Raw genomic sequence first — 18,531 nt, 5'->3', positions numbered from 1 at the left:
GGCCTTGCGTCGCGAAAGGGTCGCAAAGCGACCCCTGCAATCTATGCGGCGATGCTGAAACTGGGGCTGCTGCGCAGCCCTTTCGCGACGCAAGGCCGCTCCCACAAAAAGCGTGTCGGCCCGACAAATGGCAATTTGCCTTCATTTGGCTTGAAATAGCTCTAATTCGAGTGATCCAGCCAGATCTATCTGGCGTTGGATCCATTCCCATTCGCACAAACCCCGTGCGTTTCGCCAAAGCTTGAGTACAATCGTCAGTTTTTTCGGGCCCCCTGTCCCGAGCTGGATTTTCCAATGCTGAACGGTAGTTATTCTTCTGCGCTGGTGCTGATTTCACTCTGCGTGGCGATCCTTGCTTCCTATACCGCCCTTGACTTGACCGGCCGTATCGCCACGGCCAAGGGCCGTGCCGTGCACCTGTGGATGGGCGGGGGCGCGTTGGCCATGGGCATCGGCGTCTGGTCGATGCACTTCATCGGCATGCTCGCCTTCAGCCTGCCCATTGCCCTGGGCTATGACATCGGCCTGACCGTGCTCTCTCTCGTGATTGCCGTACTGTCCTCCGGTTTCGCCCTGTGGCTGGTCAGCCAGCCCAGCCTGCCCAAGTTGCAGCTGGCGTTTGGCGCGCTGATCATGGGCACCGGCATCGCCTGCATGCACTACACCGGCATGGCGGCCCTGCGCATGCTGCCTGGCATCGATTACGACCCGACCTTGTTCGGCGCCTCGCTGGCCATTGCGGTCGGTGCTTCGGCGGCCGCATTGTGGATAGCCTTCCGCCTGCGCCAGCACACCCCTTATGTGCGCCAGTTTCGCGGCCTGGCTGCCATGGTGATGGGCGTTGCGATCGTCGGCATGCACTACACCGGCATGGCCGCCGCGAACTTTCCCGAAGGCAGCTACTGCGGCGCGTTGGCCAGCGGCTTGCAGGGCGATGGCTTGGTCTATCTGGTGCTGATCACCACTTTGGCGGTGCTGGCCGTGGCCTTGCTCACCTCGGTGCTGGATGCACGCCTGGAGGCGCGCACGGCAGCACTGGCCCACTCGCTGACCCTGGCCAACCAGGAGTTGACCCAGCTGGCGCTGCACGACACCTTGACCGGGCTGCCCAACCGCACGCTGTTGTCCGACCGTATCGAACAGGCCATTGGCAAGGTGGCGGAGCAGGGCGGCTGTTTTGCGCTGATGTTCATCGACCTGGATGGTTTCAAGCCGGTCAACGATGCCTTTGGCCACCATGTCGGCGACCTGCTGCTCAAGGCCGTGGCGGCCCGCCTGCGTGGCCATCTGCACAGCCAGGACACCCTGGCACGGATCGGCGGCGACGAGTTCGTGTTGCTGGTGGAGCTGCAGGAACCGGAAGACGCCATGGATGTGGCGGTCAAGCAGGTCAACCTGGTGTCGCGCACCTTCCGTGTCGCCGAGCACGACCTGCAATTGACGGCGAGCCTGGGGATCGTGCTGTACCCAGGCAACGGTCAAGACCAACTCGAACTGCTGCGCAACGCCGACGCTGCCATGTACCACGCCAAGAGCGCCGGCAAGAACGGCTACAGCTTCTTCGACGCGTCGATGAACAGCAACGCCCGTCAACAGTTGCAGCTGTTGCAGGACCTGCGCATGGCCCTGGAGCAAGGCCAGTTCCGCCTGCACTACCAGCCCAAGTTCGACGCCCAGGCCTGCGCACCGATCGGTGCCGAAGCCTTGCTGCGCTGGGAGCACCCACAGCACGGCCTGATGCTGCCGGACCGCTTCATCGGCCTGGCGGAAAAGACCGGCCTGATCATCCCCATCGGCGAGTGGGTACTGGGCGAAGCCTGCCGGCAGATGCGGCAGTGGGTCGAACAGGGGCATACGGATTGGCGCATGGCGGTCAACCTGTCGGCCATCCAGTTCTGCCACGCCGGCCTGGTGGACAGCGTCGCCCGTGCCCTGCGGGAAAACCACCTGCCGGCCAACCGCCTGACCCTGGAAATCACCGAAACCACCGCCATGCACGACGCCGATGCCAGCCTGACAGTGCTGCAGCGGCTCTCCGACATGGGCGTGGACCTGTCCATCGACGACTTCGGTACCGGTTATTCGAGCCTGATGTACCTCAAGCGCCTGCCGGCCAACGAGCTGAAGATCGACCGTGGTTTCGTGCGTGATCTGGAGCAGGACAGTGATGATGCGGCGATTGTCTCGGCGATCGTCGCCCTGGGCCAGGCGCTGGGCCTGCGGATCGTTGCCGAAGGGGTGGAAACCAACCGCCAGCAGGACTTCCTGACCCGCCTGGGCTGTGATTCCCTGCAGGGCTATCTGCTCGGTCAGCCGGTGCCGGCCGAGCAGTTCATGGGCAAGTTGCAGGCGTTGCGCGAGAAAAGCGAGGCGGCTGTCTAGCCTGCATCAAGCAGGGAAAAGGCCGGTGCAAAGGCCTCCATCTCGGCCTCCACGGCCTCGATGATGCGTTCGACATCGGCCGCGGCCATGATTGCGGTGCAGGGGATGCCGGCGATGGCCAGCAGGGTCTGGCCCGTGGCCCGGTCAAATAGTCGTGCGACCATGCTGCGCGGCGCATCCATGCTGGCCTCGAAGCCCAGCGGGTGGAAGTGCCAGCGCATCACCTGGCAGGCGTTGGGGAACGTCATCTTGTTCAAGCCAGCCTCCTTGTCCTTGCCTGGACGCGGTGATCGGTAGCCGTTCGCTCGGCCGCCGGGAACCTAACCATAGCACCTGCCACAGCCCATGTTTGGCGCAATACAAGACAATTGTATTAATGCATGACAGCGGTCACAGAGCTGTCATGCGAGCCGTCTGGCGGCAAATGGCCACGCAAACGTTTTCCCCGCACGATGCCCGCATGGTTGCCGGTCTGCTCTGCTATTTTTAGGGTCATTAGGCGCACAGCGTTTTCGGACGAGCGGTGCGAGCTGGGCAGACAGGGAGACAGTCATGCGCTATTCCACGCTCACACAACGCATCGCCGGCGAAGCCGCTTCGGCGTGGGACATTCACTACCAGGCCCAGGCACTGCGCCGCGAAGGGCGCGAGATCTTTCTGCTGTCGGTGGGGGACCCGGACTTCGACACACCAGCACCGGTGGTCGAGGCAGCCATAGCCAGCCTGCAGCGTGGCGAGACCCACTACAGCGATGTGCACGGCAGCCTGGCGCTGCGCCAGGCAATTGCGCGGCGCACTGGCGCGCATGTCTCGGCCGACCAGGTGATGGTCCTGGCCGGAGCCCAGTGCGCGTTGTACGCGGTTTGCCAATGCCTGTTCGAGGGCGGTGACGAGGTGATCGTCGCCGAGCCCATGTATGTCACCTATCAAGGCGTACTAGGTGCCTGCGGGGCACAGCCCGTGCAGGTAGCTGTCAGCCCTGAGCAGGGCTTTCGCCTTGACCCGATGGCGGTGGCCCGGGCGATAACCCCGCGTACCCGTGGCCTGCTGTTGAACACCCCGCATAACCCGACCGGCGCCGCCATCTCGCCACAGGACATGGCGCTGCTGGCGCAGCTGTGTCGGGAACATGACCTGTGGCTGGTGTGCGATCAGGTGTACAGCGGCTTGCTGTTCGACGGTGAGCCGGCAGACCCGATCAGTCTGCCAGGCATGGCCGAGCGCTGCGTGTTGATCGACAGCGTATCCAAGTCCCACGCCATGAGCGGCTGGCGAGTGGGTTGGGTGGTGGGCCCGCAAGCGTTGATTGCACACCTCGCCACCTTGGCCGTGGCGATGCTGTTCGGCTTGCCGGAGTTCGTCATGGCGGGCGTCCAGACGGCACTCGAGCAGGAGTTACCGGCCGTGCAGGCGATGCGCGAGGCCTATCGGCAGCGGCGCGACCGGGTTTGCACAGCCATTGCGGACTGCCCGGGAGTGCTTGCCCATCGCCCGGCAGGCGGCATGTTCGTCATGCTCGATATCCGTGCCACCGGGCTTGATGCCTATGCCTTCGCCCAGCGCTTGCTGTTGGAAGAGGGTGTAGCACTTCTGCCTGGGGATGCGTTCGGCCCCAGCGCGGCGGGCCATGTGCGCATGGGGCTGGTGCTGGATGCCGAACGCCTGGAGCAAGCCTGCCAGCGCATCGCTGCCTGTGCCGGGCGCGTCTTGGTCGAACGGACCTGCGGCAATGCGTTTTGCGAAGTCCGAAATTCCGCTATTTGGACGGAAAGGATGAAAACATCAAAGTTCGCAAAACTCTAGTGGCGACCAACACCAAGGGCTTGGCGCAACTGTGCATTTGCTTCTCCCATGAAAAGGCCGGCAGACTGTTGCAGTGATGGAACTATCGGCGTTCCTGTCCGGGCTGCGGCTAGTACAGTCACCCCGACAGTCATCACCGTTGGTAATGCAACAACTGCTGAAACTGTCATTTGCGCAGCCGGAGGCAGCATGTTCCAGCTTGTTTCGAATTGGCGAGTGGCCTGTTGAAAGCTTTCTGCAGCAACAGTCTGCACGGTTCGACGTAGAGTAGGTGCTGGCATGTTGAATATCAGGCGTGATGCTGTATTTAATCCGCGATGAAGTAATCTGGCGGAGAATCTGACTATACGGTGCAGCACCCACCATTGACCGTTTGGGTCATGCCTGTTGACCGGGTCTCCTTGGCAATAAGCGTAAGCGTTAGGCCCGCCTCTACCGAAAGGTGACATAGAATCGGAGGTAGTAAATCGCATTATCGATGGACTAAAAGAACGCCGTCCATTTCCCAACGGATAGGTGTTCGAGGCACGATCAAGGGGCTGTCCGCAGAATGCAAGTATCGTGACCAACGAGCCAGGGGCACTTGCTCCATAGGGCGTGAACAGCTGAGAGATGTGAGGAGCCATGGCTCCAATGATTGACCCTGCTGAGTCAAGTTGAATGAGCAGGGCTTTTGTGTCGGCGCTCGATTTTTGCGCTAGCAGGGTAGTGTCAGCGATAAAGATGCGCTCGGTGACTGCGCCTGAATAAAGGCAGGCGTGTTCCATTTGATAGAAGATCCTGTAGCGGCTCTGCCATATTGCAATCGGGCGCATGACTCAGACCTTGAGAAGTGTCGATAACCGTATCCTACGAGCTGGCTCTTCAGCGTCTACTGGTAAAAGTGCCAGTTAACCCTAACCCAGCAGGCCTGCCGCAATATTGATGGTGAAGCCCAGAATCGCCGTGTTGAACACAAAGCCTACCAGTGAATGCGCCAGCACCACCCGGCGCATGCCGCGCCCGCCGACGCCGATGTCGGAGGTCTGCACGGCGACGCTGATGGTGAACGAGAAGTAGTGGAAGTCCCAGTAATCCGGGTTGCGCTCACCGTCGGCAAACCGCAGCGCCGGTTCTTTGCTGTCGCCGGTGTAGAACAGGCGGGCGTAGTGCAGGCTGAAGATGCAGCCGATCAGCAGCCACGAACCTGCCACCGTCAGCCCGGTGTACAGGTAGTGCAAGGCCAGCGCGCTGCCTTGCAGGCCGCGGCTGGAGACCAGCTGCAGGGTCACGGCGGCCAGGCTGGCGATGGCAGCGATGCACACCGTGAACAGCACCAGGCCGGCATTTTCGTCCTCGACCCGGGCGACTTTGCGCACGGTCTCGGGAGTGGCTCGGCAGGTCAGCCAGAGCACCAGCAGCAGGTACAGCCAGACGCCAAGGTTCCAGCCGGCGAGGGTGCGCTGGATGGCGTCATCGGCCGGAATGAACCAGGCACCGACCAGGCCAGCCACGGCAGCGATGCTCAAGCGGGGGTGGGTACGGGTGAGGCGGTGGAAAACCATGGGCGCTCGCAGGCAGGGGGGTGAACTCACTCTAGACCACAGCGGCCAGCGGTTCGATCAATTGGCCGGGTTACGGTAACATTGCCTGCCTTCGCTTTGATTCGCTTCAGGATTCGTTGTTTTGTCCAACCTTCCCCACAACCCGTTGTTGCAATACCTGGCCCGGCTGGCACCCTCCAGCCAGCAGACCATGCGTTACATCCTCCAGGATGCCGCCGACCGCCTCGGTTTCGTCGACTGCAACCTCGTCGATGTACCCTGGCACCGGCTTGAGCCTGGCCATGTGATTGGCCTGGTCGCGGCATTGCGCGCCGATGGCTATGCACCTAACAGCTCGTCGCTGTATGTGAATGCCGTGCGCGGGGTGATGAACGAGGCATGGCGCCAAGGCCTGATCGACCACGAGCAACTGTTGCGCATCCGCGAGGTCAAGCCGGCGTCCGGCAGCCGCCTGCCGCCCGGGCGCAACCTGCGGCGCAGCCTGATTCGCGAACTGATGGACCTGTGCGAGGCCGACCCGCGGCCGCAGGGCGTGCGCGATGCGGCCATCATCGCCTTGCTCTACGGCACCGGCATGCGCAAGTCGGAATCGGTGGATATCGACCTCGACCAGGTCGACTTCGAGGCGCGCAGCTTGCAGGTCACCGGCAAGGGTAACCGGCAGCTGATCAAGTACGCCCCGGCCTGGGCATTCGAAAAGCTGCAGGCCTGGCTGGACCTGCGCCGGCAGGCGCTACCCGAGGGCGCCTCGGACGACCCGTTCCTGTTCAACCGCATTCGCCGTGGCAACCACATCACCCGCGCACGCATCACCAAGCATGCGATCTACTACATTGCCCGCCAGCGCGGCGCCCAGGTGGGGGTAAAGATCATGCCCCATGATTTTCGCCGGGCGTTCATCACCCGGGTGATCGAAGAGCATGACCTGTCGATTGCGCAGAAGCTGGCACACCATGCCAACATCCAGACCACTGCCAGTTATGACCGGCGCGATGACAACGAGCGGCGGCGGGCGGTGGACCGCTTCGACTACTGAGGTCAGTGAATGCTCGAAGCCAGGTCGAAGATCGGCATGTACATCAGGATCACGATCCCCCCGATCAGCAGCCCGATGAAGGTCATCAGCAGCGGCTCGAACAGTTTCACGAACCACTCCACCCAGCGGCCGATTTCCTGATCATGGAAATCCGCGCAGCGTTCGAGCATCTCCCCCAGGTTCCCCGATTGTTCCCCCGCCCGCAGCAACCGCAGCGACACTGGGGTGACCAGTTGGCCGGCCTCCAGTGCGTCCGATAACGGCAGCCCCTCACCGACGCGTCGGCTGGCCTGTTCCAGGCCTTGCGCCGAAGCGCTGCCAAGTAGCCCGTGGGCCATGCCCATGGCGGTGAGGATCGGGATGCCGCCCTGCAGCAGGATCCCAAGCGAGCGATAGAACCGCGCCAGTTCATACATCACCAGGCGCTGATGCAAGGCTGGCAAACGCCGCAGCTGCCGTGATGCACAGCGCCGTACCAGCGGGTTGCGGCGCAGGACCACCAATGCACCGATGCCGCCCGCAACCGCCAGTGCCAGCGGCAACTGCTGGGCATGCAGGAACAGGCCGACATCCATCAGCACCTGCGACAACCAGGGCAGTTCGCTGCCCATGCCCTCGAACACCAGGCTGAAGCGCGGCACCACATAGCCGAGCAGGAACAGCACCACACCACCACCCACCAGCAACAGCAACAACGGGTAGACCGAAGCGCCCACCAACTTTTGCCGGACCAGGTCCAGACGCTGGCGGTAGCCGATGTAGCGGGCCAGGGCATCGCCCAGCGCGCCGGTACGTTCGCTGGACTGTACCAGCGCCACATACAGCGGCGGGAACACCCGTGGCTGCTGGGCCAGTGACTGGGATAACGAGCGGCCTTCATAGAGCTGGCGCACCAGCTCGGTCAGGACCTTGCGCGTTGCCCCGATGGGGGACTTTTCCGCCAGGCTCTCCAAGGCATCGATCAGTGGCAGGCCGGCGTGCAGCAGGGTGGTCAGTTCCTGGCTGAACAGCACCAGGTCGAAACTTGCCGCACGGCGCCAGGCCAGGCCACGCAGGGTTTTGCCCTGGCCGCGCACGCTGACCACCCGCAGCCCTTGGTGCTCGGCCTGGCGACGCGCGTGTTCGGCATCCTCGGCGTCGATCTGTATCTGCACAATGCCCTGTCTGCCGAGGGCCTTGAGGCTATAGCGCATGGCCGTTCTCCTCATTGCCAGCTGGTGATTTCAGCGTTTTCGCCATCGCCGCCGGGTTGGCCGTCCTTGCCCATCGACAGCAGGTCGTACTCACCGCCGTTTTCGCCGGGCTGGCGGTAGATGTAAGGGCGGCCCCATGGGTCTTGCGGCACGGCCTTCTGCAGGTAGGGCCCCGACCAGCGCGCCTCGCCACTGGGGGCGGCGACCAGCGCCTGCAGGCCTTGCTCACTGCTGGGGTAATGGCCCACTTCCAGGCGGTACAGGTCCAGGGCCTTGCCCAAGCCTTCGATCTGCGCCTTCGCCACCTTGGCTTCCGAGCGGCCGAGCTGGCTGAAGTACTTGGGCGCGACGATACCGGCCAACAAACCGAGCACCACCAGGACCACCAGGAGTTCAAGCAGGGTGAAGCCACGTTGGGGGTTGGATCTGCGCTGCATGGTGAAGCCCTCCGCTGCATGGGGACACGCGTTTCCAAGCCACATGCAACAGCCGTGCACGTCTGCCTCGGGGCCTTGCGCCATGCGCCATGGCAAGCGGCATGGTGCTTGCGTCGTAGCAGAAAAGCCCGGGTTTTCCGGGGCATTTCCCCCACATCGGGGGGGAGCACGGCGGGGAGGCGACCGACATGCGAGTGGTGATTCTGGTAGTGACCTGGCTGGTGGCGGCAATCGCCCAGGCCGACATGTACATTTCCGTCGATGCCAATGGCGGTTATGTACTGAGCAACGTCCATCGGCCAGGACGCCACTACGAACGGGTAATCAGCGAACCCCTTGCCCAGGCTGGCCCGGCCGGCGCGCAGTTGATCACCGGGCGGCCTTACGCCGAACTGGTGGCGGCGGCGGCCCGCGATTACGATGTGCCGCTGGCGCTATTGCATGCGCTGATCAAGGCTGAGTCTGGCTACAACCCAAAGGCCCGTTCGGCAGCCGGGGCGGTGGGGCTGATGCAACTGATGCCAGACACGGCCAAGGAGATGGGCGTGGAAGACATCCTTGACCCCGAAGACAACGTGCAGGGTGGGGCGCGTTACCTCAAACGCATGCTGACCCTGTTCGACAACGACATCACCCTGGCCGTGGCCGCCTACAACGCAGGCCCCGATGCCGTCCGGCGGCGTGGTGCGGTACCCCCATTCGCCGAAACCCGCCGGTATGTACCGAATGTGTTGCGCGAGTACCGCAAGCTGCAGGGGCTGGCCGATGATTCGCCACTTTGAACGGGCCTTGCGTCGCGAAAGTGGCGCAACTCGTCCCCAATCAGCGTCATGGTTACCCAACTCTGGGCTATAACCTTTCAACAGGTGCCCTGCAGTGGAGTCCGTCATGGACAGCGCCCCCCGTTACGAAGCAATCGAGGCACCCGCGGGCAATGAAGCTGCAGCCCCGCGCAGGCCGTTCAACCTGCTGCGCTGGTATGCCTGGGTGAGCCTGGCGATCATCCTCTCGGTGGCTGCGGGCCTTGGGCTTATTTCCAGCCGGTTCATCATCGATGAGAGCATCGAGCGCGACGCCTTGCTCACGGCGCAGTTCATCACCTCGATCGCCGACGCCGAAGTGCGCCATGTGTCGATCCCCAATGTGCGCACCATGGGTGAACTGCTTGACCCACGCACCGACCGCACGGCCATGCCCGACGTCGACCCGGAAGCGCGGCGCAAGGCCCGTGGTGAGTTCCTCGACCATATCGCGCACCTGCCGGACATGCTGCTGGCCAATATCTATGCCCCGGACCGCACGGTGATCTGGTCGACCAACCCGGCGCTGATGGGCAAGCTGATCGAAGTTGATGACGACCTGGACCGCGCCTTCGAGTACAAGATGCGGGTTTCGGCCAGCTACCACAACTTTGAGCAGGCACGCGCTGAACAGAAGTTCGTGACCCCGCCGGAACAGCTGTTCATCGAAAACTACATCCCCTTGTTCGATGCCGATGGCGATACCGTCACGGCGATGGTGGAAATCTACAAGGAGCCCCACGACCTGATCGTGCGAATCGAGCACGGCCTGATTCTCATCTGGCTGGCCATCACCATCGGTGCGGCGCTGGTCTACATCGGCCTGTACGGCATCATGCGCCGCGCCGCGCGGTTGATGGCGGTGCAGCAGAAACGCCTGATCAACAGTGAAACCTATGTGGCCCTTGGCGAGGTGTCCTCGGCGGTGGCCCACAGCCTGCGCAACCCGTTGGCCAGCATCCGCTCCAGCGCCGAACTGGCCCAGGCCTTCGATGAAGGCCCGGCGCAACGCAACATCAACGACATCATCAGCCAGGTCGACCGCATGTCGCAGTGGATACGCCAGTTGTTGCAATCCTTGCGGCCGCTGAATGATGAAGCGGTGCCGGTCGACTTGCCCCAGGTGCTGCAGGAAAGCCTGCAGAGTTTTGCCGTGCCGTTGGCGCGCAGCGGGGTAACCCTGGATCTGCAACCGATACCGCCAGTGCAGGTACTTGGCCACCCGGCACTGCTCGGGCAGATCTTCAACAGCCTGATCGCCAATGCCATGGAGTCGATGGAGCAGGGTGGGCGGTTGCGTATCGAGGTGGTCAAGCGCGACCGGCGCAGCCTGACCTTGCGCCTTGCCGATAGCGGCAAGGGCATGAACGAACAGCAGCAGCGTTTGGCGTTCAGGCCATTTTTCAGTACCAAGCAAGGCGGGCTGGGTGTGGGGCTGGTACTGGTCAAGCGCATCATGGAGCGCTTTGGCGGTTCAGTCCGCCTGAGTAGCAGCGAGGGCCATGGCACGCGGGTCTCGCTCAGTTTTCGATTGGTTAACTCATCACAAAATACTTAATTTAATCAATGTAAGTGATTGAAAAATAACTAGTTTTATATTTTTGGGTAAAGGGTACCCAAATGTGGGGGCTCATCCTCAACTCGAAATCATAAATAGCTCATAACCTATTGTTTTATATAGATATGATAATTTGCTTCCCGTACTGGCTGGCTTCTTGCAGTTTCTTGCAGCAGGTAACTCGCGGCAAATGGCGGCGGCAGCTGCCCTGGTGAGGTGCCATTAATTTGCTACTGTCGGTAGCAGTGCGATGGCCACCTTATGAACGGACTCCCTGCACGGGAACGACGCGATGCAGATGCTGGATGAAGATGTTCCGGTAAAACCCGCCGCACTGCCCGGCAGCAGCGGCATGGCCGTGCCGCTTCGCGAGTTCAACCTGCTGCGCTGGTTCTCGGTGATCAGCCTGATGATCATCGCTTCGGTGGCCGGCGGCCTGGGCTACGTCTCAACCCGCTTCGTGGTGCGCGACAGTGTCGAGCGCGATGCCATGCTCACTTCCCAGTTCATCCAGTCCCTGGCCCTGGCCGAAGTGCGCCATTCGCAACTGCCGCCCGGCACCACCATGGGCGAATTGCTCAACCCGCGCCTGGACGAACAGCACCTGCAAGTCAGCCCGGCCCTGGCCGAGTCGACCCGGGTCGAGTTTCTCGACCACGTCGAGCACTTGCCGGACATCTTGCTGGCCAACGCCTATGCCCGTGACCGCACCATCGTCTGGTCCACCAACCCCGAGCTGATCGGCAAGCGCATCGAGGCTGACGGCGACCTGAACCGCGCCTTCCGCTCGCGCAAGGCGGTTTCGGCCAGTTACCACAAAGTCGAAGACGACCGCGAAGAGCAGAAATTCCTGCGCGAGCCCAAATACCTGTTCATCGAAAACTACATCCCCTTGTTCGACAGCCAAGGCGAGCAGGTCATGGCCATGGTCGAGATCTACAAGGAGCCGCAGGATCTGGTGCGGCGTATCCAGCGTGGTTACGTGCTGATCTGGGCCTCGACCCTGGTGGGCGGGGCGCTGATCTACTTCGGCCTGTTCTGGATCGTGCGCCGCGCCGCGCACATGCTGCAGCAGCAACAGGATCGGCTGGTGGCCAGCGAAACCTATGTGGCACTGGGCGAGATGTCTTCCGCCGTAGCCCATAGCTTGCGCAACCCGCTGGCCAATATCCGCTCCAGCGCCGAGCTGGCGGAAGGGATTGCCAGCCCGCTGGCGCAGAAGAACATCAACGACATCATCACCCAGGTCGACCGCATGTCGCGCTGGGTGCGGGAGCTGCTGGTGTCGCTGCGCCCGACCAGCGATTCTGCCGAGGCGGTGGACCTGGTGGCGGCCATCGAAGATACCCACCTGGCCTTTGCCCAGCAGATCGAGCGCAACGGTGTGCGTTTCAGCTTCGAAGGCCCGCAGGCGCAGTGGGTGGCCAGCCAGCCCCTGCAGCTTACGCAGATCCTCAACAGCCTGTTTTCCAATGCCCTGGAAGCCATGCCCAAGGGCGGCGTCCTGCATGCGCAGGTTTGCGTGCTGGATGGCCAGCGCGCGCAGCTGCTGCTCAGCGATACCGGCAAGGGCATGAGCCAGCAACAGGAAAGAATGGTGTTCAAGCCGTTCTACACCACCAAGCAAGGCGGCCTTGGCGTAGGCCTGGCCCTGGTCAAGCGGATCATGGAACGTTTTGGCGGCTCGGTCAGCCTGAGCAGCCGAGAAGAGGAAGGAACCCGCGTCAGCCTCACTTTCAATATCGCAGCGGGAGGGGACCATGGAGCACAGCATCCTGGTAGTTGAGGATGATGAAATCCTCGGCGACAACATTCGTACCTATCTGAGCCTCAAGGGCTTCGAGGTGACGCTCTGCGACAGTGCGGAGCTGGCGCTGGAGCAGATCAAGCGGGTCCAGCCCGATGCGGTACTGACCGACAACTCGCTACCCGGCATGAGCGGGCACGACCTGCTGCGCACCTTGGTGTCGCAGGCGCCGGACCTGAAGGTAATCATGATGACCGGCTACGGCAATGTCGAAGACGCCGTGCAGGCAATGAAGGAGGGCGCGTTCCATTACCTGACCAAACCGGTGGTGCTGGCCGAACTCAAGCTGACCCTGGAAAAGGCCCTGGCCGCCGAGCGCATGGAGCGCACCCTGTCGTTCTACCAGGAACGCGAGGCGCAGAAGTCCGGGTTGCAGGCGCTGATCGGTGAGTCGCCGGTAATGCTTACCCTCAAGCACACCTTGCAGCAGGTGCTCGACGCCGAGCGGCGCATGGCCATGGACGACCTGCCACCGGTGTTGGTCGAAGGCGAGACCGGTACCGGCAAGGAACTGGTTGCCCGCGCGCTGCATTTTGACGGCTCGCGCAGCAAGGGGCCGTTCATCGAGTTCAACTGTGCCTCGATCCCGGCCAACCTGCTTGAAGCCGAGCTGTTCGGCCATGAGAAGGGCGCGTTCACCGACGCCAAGGAGCGCCGCGTAGGCCTGGTGGAAGCGGCCGATGGCGGCACGCTGTTCCTCGACGAGATCGGCGAGATGGACCTGGTGCTACAGGCCAAGCTGCTCAAGTTGCTGGAAGATCGCAGCATCCGCCGCATCGGTGCGGTCAAGGAGCGCAAGGTCGACTTGCGGGTGATCAGTGCCACCAACTGCAACCTCGAACTGATGGTGCAGCAAGGCAAGTTCCGCCGCGACTTGTTCTTCCGCTTGCGCATCATCGCCCTGAAAGTGCCGCGGCTGTATGCCCGCGGCCAGGATGTGCTGCTGTTGGCCCGGCATTTCCTGGCGCACCACGGGCGCCGTTACGGCAAGCCGAACCTGCGCTTCAGTGCCGAGGCCGAAGCCTTGATGTTGAGCTACAGCTGGCCGGGCAATGTGCGTGAATTGCGCAACATGCTGGAACAGACCGTGTTGCTGGCGCCCAATGAGGTGGTGCAGGCGCACCAGTTGAACCTGTGCATGGCTTTGATCGACGAGCCACTGGTGGCTCAGCCCACCGCGACCGTTTACGAAATGCCAAGGCACGAGCCGGAGCCCGGCACCAGCCTGCCGGACATGGAGCGCGACCTGGTGTGCAAGACGCTGGACCGTACCGACTGGAATGTCACCAAGTCGGCGCGGATGCTCGGCCTGTCGCGGGACATGCTGCGCTACCGTATCGAGAAGCTGGGGCTTACCCGGCCTGACAAACGCCAATGGTAGATGCCTCACGAATAACCTGTGGGAGCGGGTTTACCCGCGAAGGCGATGGTAGATCAACCGACGCTTTCGCGGGTAAACCCGCTCCCACAGGTCGTTTCGTTTGGCTGGCGTTCAACGGGGGTTAACGCTGGCTACCGTTGCTTCCATTGGCGCCTTGGCCCCCGGTTCCTTCCGAGCCGCTGCCATCCATCCCCGGCAAGTCGCGGTTGTCATTCTGCCGGGCCGGCGGGTTCTGTGGGTCATTGCCCTGGATACGCGGGTCGGTATCCCTGGGCATGGGTTTCTCGATCGGGTTCAGGGTACTGTCGACACCCGGCTGCGGCGCCGGGTTGTGCGGGTCATCGGGGTAGGTCGGCCCGGTGCCGACCGCCAGGGCCAGTGGCGAGGTGAGCAGGGCAAGCAGCAGCAGGGTTGAGCGGTTCATGGCAGGCTCCTTTGCATCGGGTAGGGCTCATATCTGTGTTGGGCCCTACCCGAGGTACTCAGGTGCCATCATCCCGATCAGCGGTCACACCACCGTCGACAGCGCCATGATGAAGATGATGCCGACGATCGACAGGATCGTCTCCATCATGCTCCAGGTCTTGAAGGTTTCCGCCACGGTCATGTTGAAGTACTGCTTCACCAGCCAGAAGCCGGCATCGTTGACGTGGGACAGGATAAGCGAGCCGGCACCGGTGGCCAGCACCAGCAGTTCACGGTTTACCCCAGGCACCAGGTCGATCACCGGGGCGACGATGCCGGCACCGGTAATGGTCGCCACGGTCGCCGAACCTGTGGCGATACGGATCACCGCAGCCACCAGCCAGGCCAGCATGATCGGTGAGATCTCTGCCTGCACGGCCATCTGCCCGATCACGTTACCCACGCCGGTATCCACCAGCATCTGCTTGAAGCCGCCACCAGCACCGACGATCAGCACGATTGCCGCCGTCGGGGCCAGGCTCTGGTCGAGCATCTTCATGATCTGCTGGCGGCTGAAGCCACGGGCCGAGCCGAAGGTGTAGAAGGCCAGCAACAGGGCCGCGAGCAGGGCAGTGATCGGGTGGCCGATCAGGTCCATCCACTGGCGGAAGATGTGCTCGGCCGGCAGTACCACGTCGGCGAAGGTCTTGAGCAGCATCAGCGCCACGGGTAACAGCACGGTGACCAGGGTAATGGTGAAGCTGGGCAGGTTGCTCTGGTCCGATTCCTTGGCAATCTGGTCCATCAGCTCCTGCGACGGGTTACCGGGGATGTACCGGGCAATGAAGTTGCCGAACAGCGGCCCGGCGATAATTGCCGTGGGCAATGCGACCAGCAAACCATAGAAGATGGTCTTGCCGATATCGGCATGGAAGATGCCGATGGCCAACAGCGGGCCCGGGTGTGGCGGGACCAGGCCATGCACCACGGAAAGGCCGGCCAGCAGCGGGATGCCGATCTTGATCAGCGACACCCCGGAACGCCGGGCGACGATGAACACCAGCGGAATCAGCAGCACGAAGCCGATCTCGAAGAACAGCGGGATGCCCACCAGGAAGGCGGCGAACATCATTGCCCAGTGCACGTTCTTCTTGCCGAAGGCGCGGATCAGGGTTTGCGCGATCTGGTCGGCGCCACCGGAGTCGGCCATCAGCTTGCCGAGCATCGTCCCAAGGGCGAGGACGATACCGACGAAGCCGAGTACCCCGCCGAAGCCGTCCTGGAACGACTTCATGACCTTGGCCACCGGCATGCCGGAGGTCAGGCCGAGGAAACCGGCGGCCAGGGTGAGCGCGACGAAGGGGTGGACCTTGAAATAGGTGATCAGCAGGATCAGCCCGACGATGGTGACCAGCGCGTCGAGCAGCAGGTAGGTATCTGTAGCCAGTCCGAACATGGTTTTGATGCCTCGGTCTTATCGTTGTTTTGGGCGTAGCTTTTATTGAACTTTCGCCGCCTTCAGGCGTCGAGACAGCGCTGTCTTTGGTGATCCGGAAAAACCGCCGGTTCAGGCAGTCCGCGCCAGGTTCCGCTCACCGCAGGGCTTTAGCCAGGCGTCGACCGTCTCGGCAAGTACCGCAATTGGTTGAGTGGCGTCCAGCGGCAGGGTCAGGGGTTCGCCATGGGGCGCCTCGAGGGCAGCGAACTGGCTGTCGATCAGGCTGGCCGGCATGAAGTGGCCGGGGCGGGCGAGCACGCGCTTTTCTGCTTCGGCGGGGGTGAGCTCAAGGAACACGAATACCAGTTCCGGCATTGCCGCGCGCAGGGTGTCGCGGTAACGCCGCTTGAGCGCCGAGCAGGTGAGGATCGGCCGTTCGCCAGCCTTCACCGTCGCTTGCAGTTCCTGGCCCAGGCGCACCAGCCAACCGGCACGGTCATCGTCGTCCAGAGGGATGCCAGCGCTCATCTTGCGGATGTTCTCGGCAGGGTGAAAGGCGTCGCCTTCGATCAGGCGACCGCCGCTTCGCTTGGCAATGGCATCACCGACGCAGCTTTTGCCGCAACCGGCCACGCCCATCACCACGATGGCGGACAGGGGAGAATTCATCAGTACCTCCTGCGGGGTGAGATAGCGCTGTCTCGTCGCTGACGACACGCCACCTCCCCGGTGTTATTGGTCTTGTCCTTACGCAGTATGGACGCTTGGCAGAGCGCTGCAGTGGCCACTACCAAAGATTACATTGCCTGCGTCCTGAGACAGCGCTACCTTAGTGGCCGTTCCCCATTCCTGCAAGTAGTAAAATTACAACATCCATGACCCGCACAGGCTCCCGCACCACAGGTCGTCCCACGCTGGCTGAAGTCGCCAGGCTATCCGGGGTTTCCCCGATTACCGCTTCGCGCGCCTTGCGCGGTGTCAGCACGGTTGCCCCGGAGCTGGTGGAAAAAGTCATGGCCGCCGCCGCGTCCCTGGGCTACGTCGCCAACCATGCAGCCCGGGCGCTGGCGTCGGCGCGCAGTCAATCGGTGGTGGTGCTGATCCCGTCGTTGTCCAACCAGCTGTTCATCGACACCCTGGAAGCCATCCACGAGGTGATGCGCCCGCGTGGGCTCGAAGTGCTGATTGGTAACTATCACTACGATATCGACGAAGAAGAAAACCTGATCCGCAATTATCTGGCCTATCAGCCCTGCGGCATGCTGCTCACCGGCTTCGACCGCAGCGACGCGTCGCGGCAGATGCTGGCAGCCAGCGGCGTGCCCTGCGTGCACATGATGGAACTGGGCGGTGAGGCGGGCGCGTTGTCGGTGGGCTTTTCCCAACAGCAGGCCGGGCGGGCCGCCGCAACGCACCTGATCGCGCGTGGCCGGCGGCGCCTTGCGTTCATTGCCGCGCAGCTCGACCCACGAGTGATGCAGCGCGCCGAAGGGTTCCGCCAGGCCCTTGCCGAAGCCGGCATGCTGGCCAGCGAGCTGGAGATCCTGGCGTCGCAACCGTCTTCCATTGCATTGGGTAGCGAACTGTTCAGCCAGCTATTGGCCCAGGCCCCCGATGTGGATGGCATCTTCTTCTGTAACGACGACCTTGCCCAGGGCGCAGTGTTGCAGGCGTTGCGCCAAGGCATCGAAGTACCGCGCCAGGTGGCTATGGTCGGTTTCAACGACTTGCCTGCTTCGGCGCACATGGTGCCGCGCCTGACCTCTATTCGCACCCCACGGGCAGCCGTTGGTCGGGGCGCGGCGCAGGCACTGCTGGCACTGCTCGATGGCAAGCGCGTGGCAACCGAGCAGCAAGACCTTGGCTTTGAACTGATGGTGCGCGAGAGCTCATGAGGTTTTTCAGCACCTGCCTGTAACTGGTTAATCACAAAGTGATATCAACTGGCTTGCACGGCAACAATGCCGATCTATGCTCAGGAAAATCCGAGCATCGAGGATCCTGGCACCATGTTCGATTTCCACCGCAAGTCTGACCTGATCGAGATTCAGCGCACCCACAAGGCCCTGGCCGAAGCCCAGGCGAAGCTCGCGGCCATAAGCCGCTGCATGGCGATGATCGAGTTCGCCCCTGACGGCACCATCCTCGATGCCAATGCCCAGTTCTGTCAGGCCATGGGCTACAACGTTGATGAGCTGCGTGGCAAGCACCACCGCCTGTTCTGCGACCCCAGCTATGCCAAGAGTGCTGAGTACCAGCAACTGTGGCAGGAACTGGGCCAAGGCAAGGCCATCAGCGGCACCTTCGAACGCGTCGACAAGGCCGGCCGTGAAGTCTGGCTGGAGGCCAGCTACATGCCGGTGGTCAACGAGCAACAGCAGGTTACCAGCGTGATCAAGGTGGCGGCCGATATCAGCCAGCGGGTGAAGGACGAACACGAAAGCGAAAGCCTGCTCAAGGCCATTGGCCGCTCCATGGCCGTGGTCGAGTTCACTCCGCAAGGGCGGGTGATCAAAGCCAACCGCAACTTCCTCCAGACAATGGGCTATTCCCTCGAAGAAGTGCAGGGCCGTCACCATGGGCTGTTCTGCCTGCCCCATGAGCGTGAATCCGGTGCATACCGCGAGTTCTGGGCGTCCCTCAATCGCGGCGAGTATCACTCGCACCGCTTCGAACGGGTCAACAAGCAGGGTCAGACGATTTATCTGGAGGCCTCGTACAACCCGATCTTCGATAACAAGGGCCGC

General features: G+C 62.5%; 16 protein-coding genes and 1 pseudogene. 9 read left to right on the top strand and 8 right to left on the bottom strand.

All coding sequences use genetic code 11. The annotated features are described in order from the left end of the window. The first annotated feature begins 294 nt into the window (after window positions 1-294). Window positions 295-2,382, top strand: coding sequence for a putative bifunctional diguanylate cyclase/phosphodiesterase (locus BUQ73_RS13345; protein WP_079228353.1), 2,088 nt, complete (start codon window positions 295-297; stop codon window positions 2,380-2,382). Here the strand turns inward: BUQ73_RS13345 and BUQ73_RS13340 are convergent. Then, the gene (locus BUQ73_RS13340) at window positions 2,379-2,639 is read right to left on the bottom strand and encodes a DUF1652 domain-containing protein (protein WP_027919032.1); all 261 of its coding nucleotides are present in this window, start codon (window positions 2,637-2,639) and stop codon (window positions 2,379-2,381) included. The genes BUQ73_RS13345 and BUQ73_RS13340 overlap by 4 nt on opposite strands. A 295-nt stretch (window positions 2,640-2,934) precedes the next feature. On the opposite strand from BUQ73_RS13340, the gene BUQ73_RS13335 reads away from it, so the two are divergent. After that, on the top strand, window positions 2,935-4,185 hold the full coding sequence (locus BUQ73_RS13335) for a pyridoxal phosphate-dependent aminotransferase (RefSeq protein ID WP_079228352.1): 1,251 nt from the start codon (window positions 2,935-2,937) through the stop codon (window positions 4,183-4,185). On the opposite strand, the gene BUQ73_RS13330 is transcribed toward BUQ73_RS13335, so the two are convergent. Together BUQ73_RS13330 and BUQ73_RS13325 are read right to left on the bottom strand one after the other, a co-directional pair. Then, window positions 4,182-4,811, bottom strand: coding sequence for an RHS repeat-associated core domain-containing protein (locus BUQ73_RS13330; protein ID WP_079230553.1), 630 nt, complete (start codon window positions 4,809-4,811; stop codon window positions 4,182-4,184). The genes BUQ73_RS13335 and BUQ73_RS13330 overlap by 4 nt on opposite strands. A gap of 270 nt (window positions 4,812-5,081) precedes the next feature. Then, window positions 5,082-5,729, bottom strand: a complete 648-nt coding sequence (locus BUQ73_RS13325) for a DUF1345 domain-containing protein (RefSeq protein WP_079228351.1) — start codon at window positions 5,727-5,729, stop codon at window positions 5,082-5,084. 121 nt (window positions 5,730-5,850) lie between these two features. Here BUQ73_RS13325 and BUQ73_RS13320 point away from each other — a divergent pair, with 121 nt between their 5' ends. Next, a complete protein-coding gene (locus BUQ73_RS13320; protein ID WP_079228350.1) occupies window positions 5,851-6,765 on the top strand; it encodes a site-specific integrase in 915 nt (304 codons plus the stop codon). Window positions 6,766-6,767: 2 nt separating this feature from the next. Here the strand turns inward: BUQ73_RS13320 and BUQ73_RS13315 are convergent, their stop codons facing one another. Together BUQ73_RS13315 and gspG are read right to left on the bottom strand one after the other, a co-directional pair. Then, complete coding sequence (locus BUQ73_RS13315; protein ID WP_079228349.1) at window positions 6,768-7,958, bottom strand: type II secretion system F family protein; 1,191 nt, start codon at window positions 7,956-7,958, stop codon at window positions 6,768-6,770. Window positions 7,959-7,969: 11 nt separating this feature from the next. After that, window positions 7,970-8,395 carry a type II secretion system major pseudopilin GspG gene (gspG, locus tag BUQ73_RS13310; protein WP_079228348.1) on the bottom strand — a complete coding sequence of 142 codons (426 nt, stop codon included), beginning with the start codon at window positions 8,393-8,395 and terminating at the stop codon, window positions 7,970-7,972. Window positions 8,396-8,583: 188 nt separating this feature from the next. Here gspG and BUQ73_RS13305 point away from each other — a divergent pair, with 188 nt between their 5' ends. The 4 genes from BUQ73_RS13305 (at window position 8,584) to BUQ73_RS13290 (ending at window position 13,941) form a co-directional block, all read left to right on the top strand. Next, complete coding sequence (locus tag BUQ73_RS13305; RefSeq protein ID WP_079228347.1) at window positions 8,584-9,177, top strand: transglycosylase SLT domain-containing protein; 594 nt, start codon at window positions 8,584-8,586, stop codon at window positions 9,175-9,177. Window positions 9,178-9,283: 106 nt separating this feature from the next. Further along, window positions 9,284-10,753 (top strand): sensor histidine kinase, encoded by a 1,470-nt coding sequence (locus tag BUQ73_RS13300; protein ID WP_079228346.1) that lies wholly within the window; start codon window positions 9,284-9,286, stop codon window positions 10,751-10,753. Window positions 10,754-11,045: 292 nt separating this feature from the next. After that, window positions 11,046-12,539: a sensor histidine kinase gene (locus BUQ73_RS13295; RefSeq protein WP_079228345.1), complete on the top strand. Its 1,494-nt coding sequence runs from the start codon at window positions 11,046-11,048 to the stop codon at window positions 12,537-12,539. Then, window positions 12,514-13,941: a sigma-54-dependent transcriptional regulator gene (locus BUQ73_RS13290; protein WP_079228344.1), complete on the top strand. Its 1,428-nt coding sequence runs from the start codon at window positions 12,514-12,516 to the stop codon at window positions 13,939-13,941. Before BUQ73_RS13295 ends, BUQ73_RS13290 begins: the two co-directional genes overlap by 26 nt. Window positions 13,942-14,062: 121 nt before the next feature. On the opposite strand, the gene BUQ73_RS13285 is transcribed toward BUQ73_RS13290, so the two are convergent. From BUQ73_RS13285 to BUQ73_RS13275, 3 genes are all read right to left on the bottom strand, one after another. After that, the gene (locus BUQ73_RS13285) at window positions 14,063-14,365 is read right to left on the bottom strand and encodes a hypothetical protein (protein ID WP_079228343.1); all 303 of its coding nucleotides are present in this window, start codon (window positions 14,363-14,365) and stop codon (window positions 14,063-14,065) included. A gap of 84 nt (window positions 14,366-14,449) precedes the next feature. Beyond that, a complete protein-coding gene (locus tag BUQ73_RS13280) occupies window positions 14,450-15,802 on the bottom strand; it encodes a GntP family permease (RefSeq protein WP_079228342.1) in 1,353 nt (450 codons plus the stop codon). 111 nt (window positions 15,803-15,913) lie between these two features. After that, window positions 15,914-16,453: a gluconokinase gene (locus tag BUQ73_RS13275; RefSeq protein ID WP_079228341.1), complete on the bottom strand. Its 540-nt coding sequence runs from the start codon at window positions 16,451-16,453 to the stop codon at window positions 15,914-15,916. 206 nt (window positions 16,454-16,659) lie between these two features. On the opposite strand from BUQ73_RS13275, the gene BUQ73_RS13270 reads away from it, so the two are divergent. Both BUQ73_RS13270 and BUQ73_RS28980 read left to right on the top strand, forming a co-directional pair. Next, window positions 16,660-17,679, top strand: coding sequence for a LacI family DNA-binding transcriptional regulator (locus BUQ73_RS13270; protein ID WP_079228340.1), 1,020 nt, complete (start codon window positions 16,660-16,662; stop codon window positions 17,677-17,679). A 66-nt stretch (window positions 17,680-17,745) separates the two neighbouring features. After that, window positions 17,746-18,528 (top strand): annotated as a pseudogene (locus BUQ73_RS28980) (PAS domain-containing protein); the annotation flags it as partial. Window positions 18,529-18,531: the final 3 nt, after the last annotated feature.

This window comes from Pseudomonas putida (assembly GCF_002025705.1).
Taxonomy (GTDB): Bacteria; Pseudomonadota; Gammaproteobacteria; order Pseudomonadales; family Pseudomonadaceae; genus Aquipseudomonas; species Aquipseudomonas putida_J.
The sequence above is the reverse complement of the archived record's forward strand: the minus strand, read 5'-3'. Positions and strand labels throughout refer to the sequence as shown.

What these genes read in the sequence shown, in the direction of transcription:
- BUQ73_RS13290 (WP_079228344.1), top strand. Translation starts at nt 12,514, where the DNA reads ATGGAGCACAGCATCCTGGTAGTTGAGGATGATGAAATCCTCGGCGAC.
- gspG (WP_079228348.1), bottom strand. Translation starts at nt 8,395, where the DNA reads ATGCAGCGCAGATCCAACCCCCAACGTGGCTTCACCCTGCTTGAACTC.
- BUQ73_RS13345 (WP_079228353.1), top strand. Translation starts at nt 295, where the DNA reads ATGCTGAACGGTAGTTATTCTTCTGCGCTGGTGCTGATTTCACTCTGC.
- BUQ73_RS13305 (WP_079228347.1), top strand. Translation starts at nt 8,584, where the DNA reads ATGCGAGTGGTGATTCTGGTAGTGACCTGGCTGGTGGCGGCAATCGCC.
- BUQ73_RS13275 (WP_079228341.1), bottom strand. Translation starts at nt 16,453, where the DNA reads ATGAATTCTCCCCTGTCCGCCATCGTGGTGATGGGCGTGGCCGGTTGC.
- BUQ73_RS13325 (WP_079228351.1), bottom strand. Translation starts at nt 5,729, where the DNA reads ATGGTTTTCCACCGCCTCACCCGTACCCACCCCCGCTTGAGCATCGCT.
- BUQ73_RS13315 (WP_079228349.1), bottom strand. Translation starts at nt 7,958, where the DNA reads ATGCGCTATAGCCTCAAGGCCCTCGGCAGACAGGGCATTGTGCAGATA.
- BUQ73_RS13280 (WP_079228342.1), bottom strand. Translation starts at nt 15,802, where the DNA reads ATGTTCGGACTGGCTACAGATACCTACCTGCTGCTCGACGCGCTGGTC.
- BUQ73_RS13300 (WP_079228346.1), top strand. Translation starts at nt 9,284, where the DNA reads ATGGACAGCGCCCCCCGTTACGAAGCAATCGAGGCACCCGCGGGCAAT.
- BUQ73_RS13330 (WP_079230553.1), bottom strand. Translation starts at nt 4,811, where the DNA reads ATGGCTCCTCACATCTCTCAGCTGTTCACGCCCTATGGAGCAAGTGCC.
- BUQ73_RS13295 (WP_079228345.1), top strand. Translation starts at nt 11,046, where the DNA reads ATGCAGATGCTGGATGAAGATGTTCCGGTAAAACCCGCCGCACTGCCC.
- BUQ73_RS13285 (WP_079228343.1), bottom strand. Translation starts at nt 14,365, where the DNA reads ATGAACCGCTCAACCCTGCTGCTGCTTGCCCTGCTCACCTCGCCACTG.
- BUQ73_RS13335 (WP_079228352.1), top strand. Translation starts at nt 2,935, where the DNA reads ATGCGCTATTCCACGCTCACACAACGCATCGCCGGCGAAGCCGCTTCG.
- BUQ73_RS13270 (WP_079228340.1), top strand. Translation starts at nt 16,660, where the DNA reads ATGACCCGCACAGGCTCCCGCACCACAGGTCGTCCCACGCTGGCTGAA.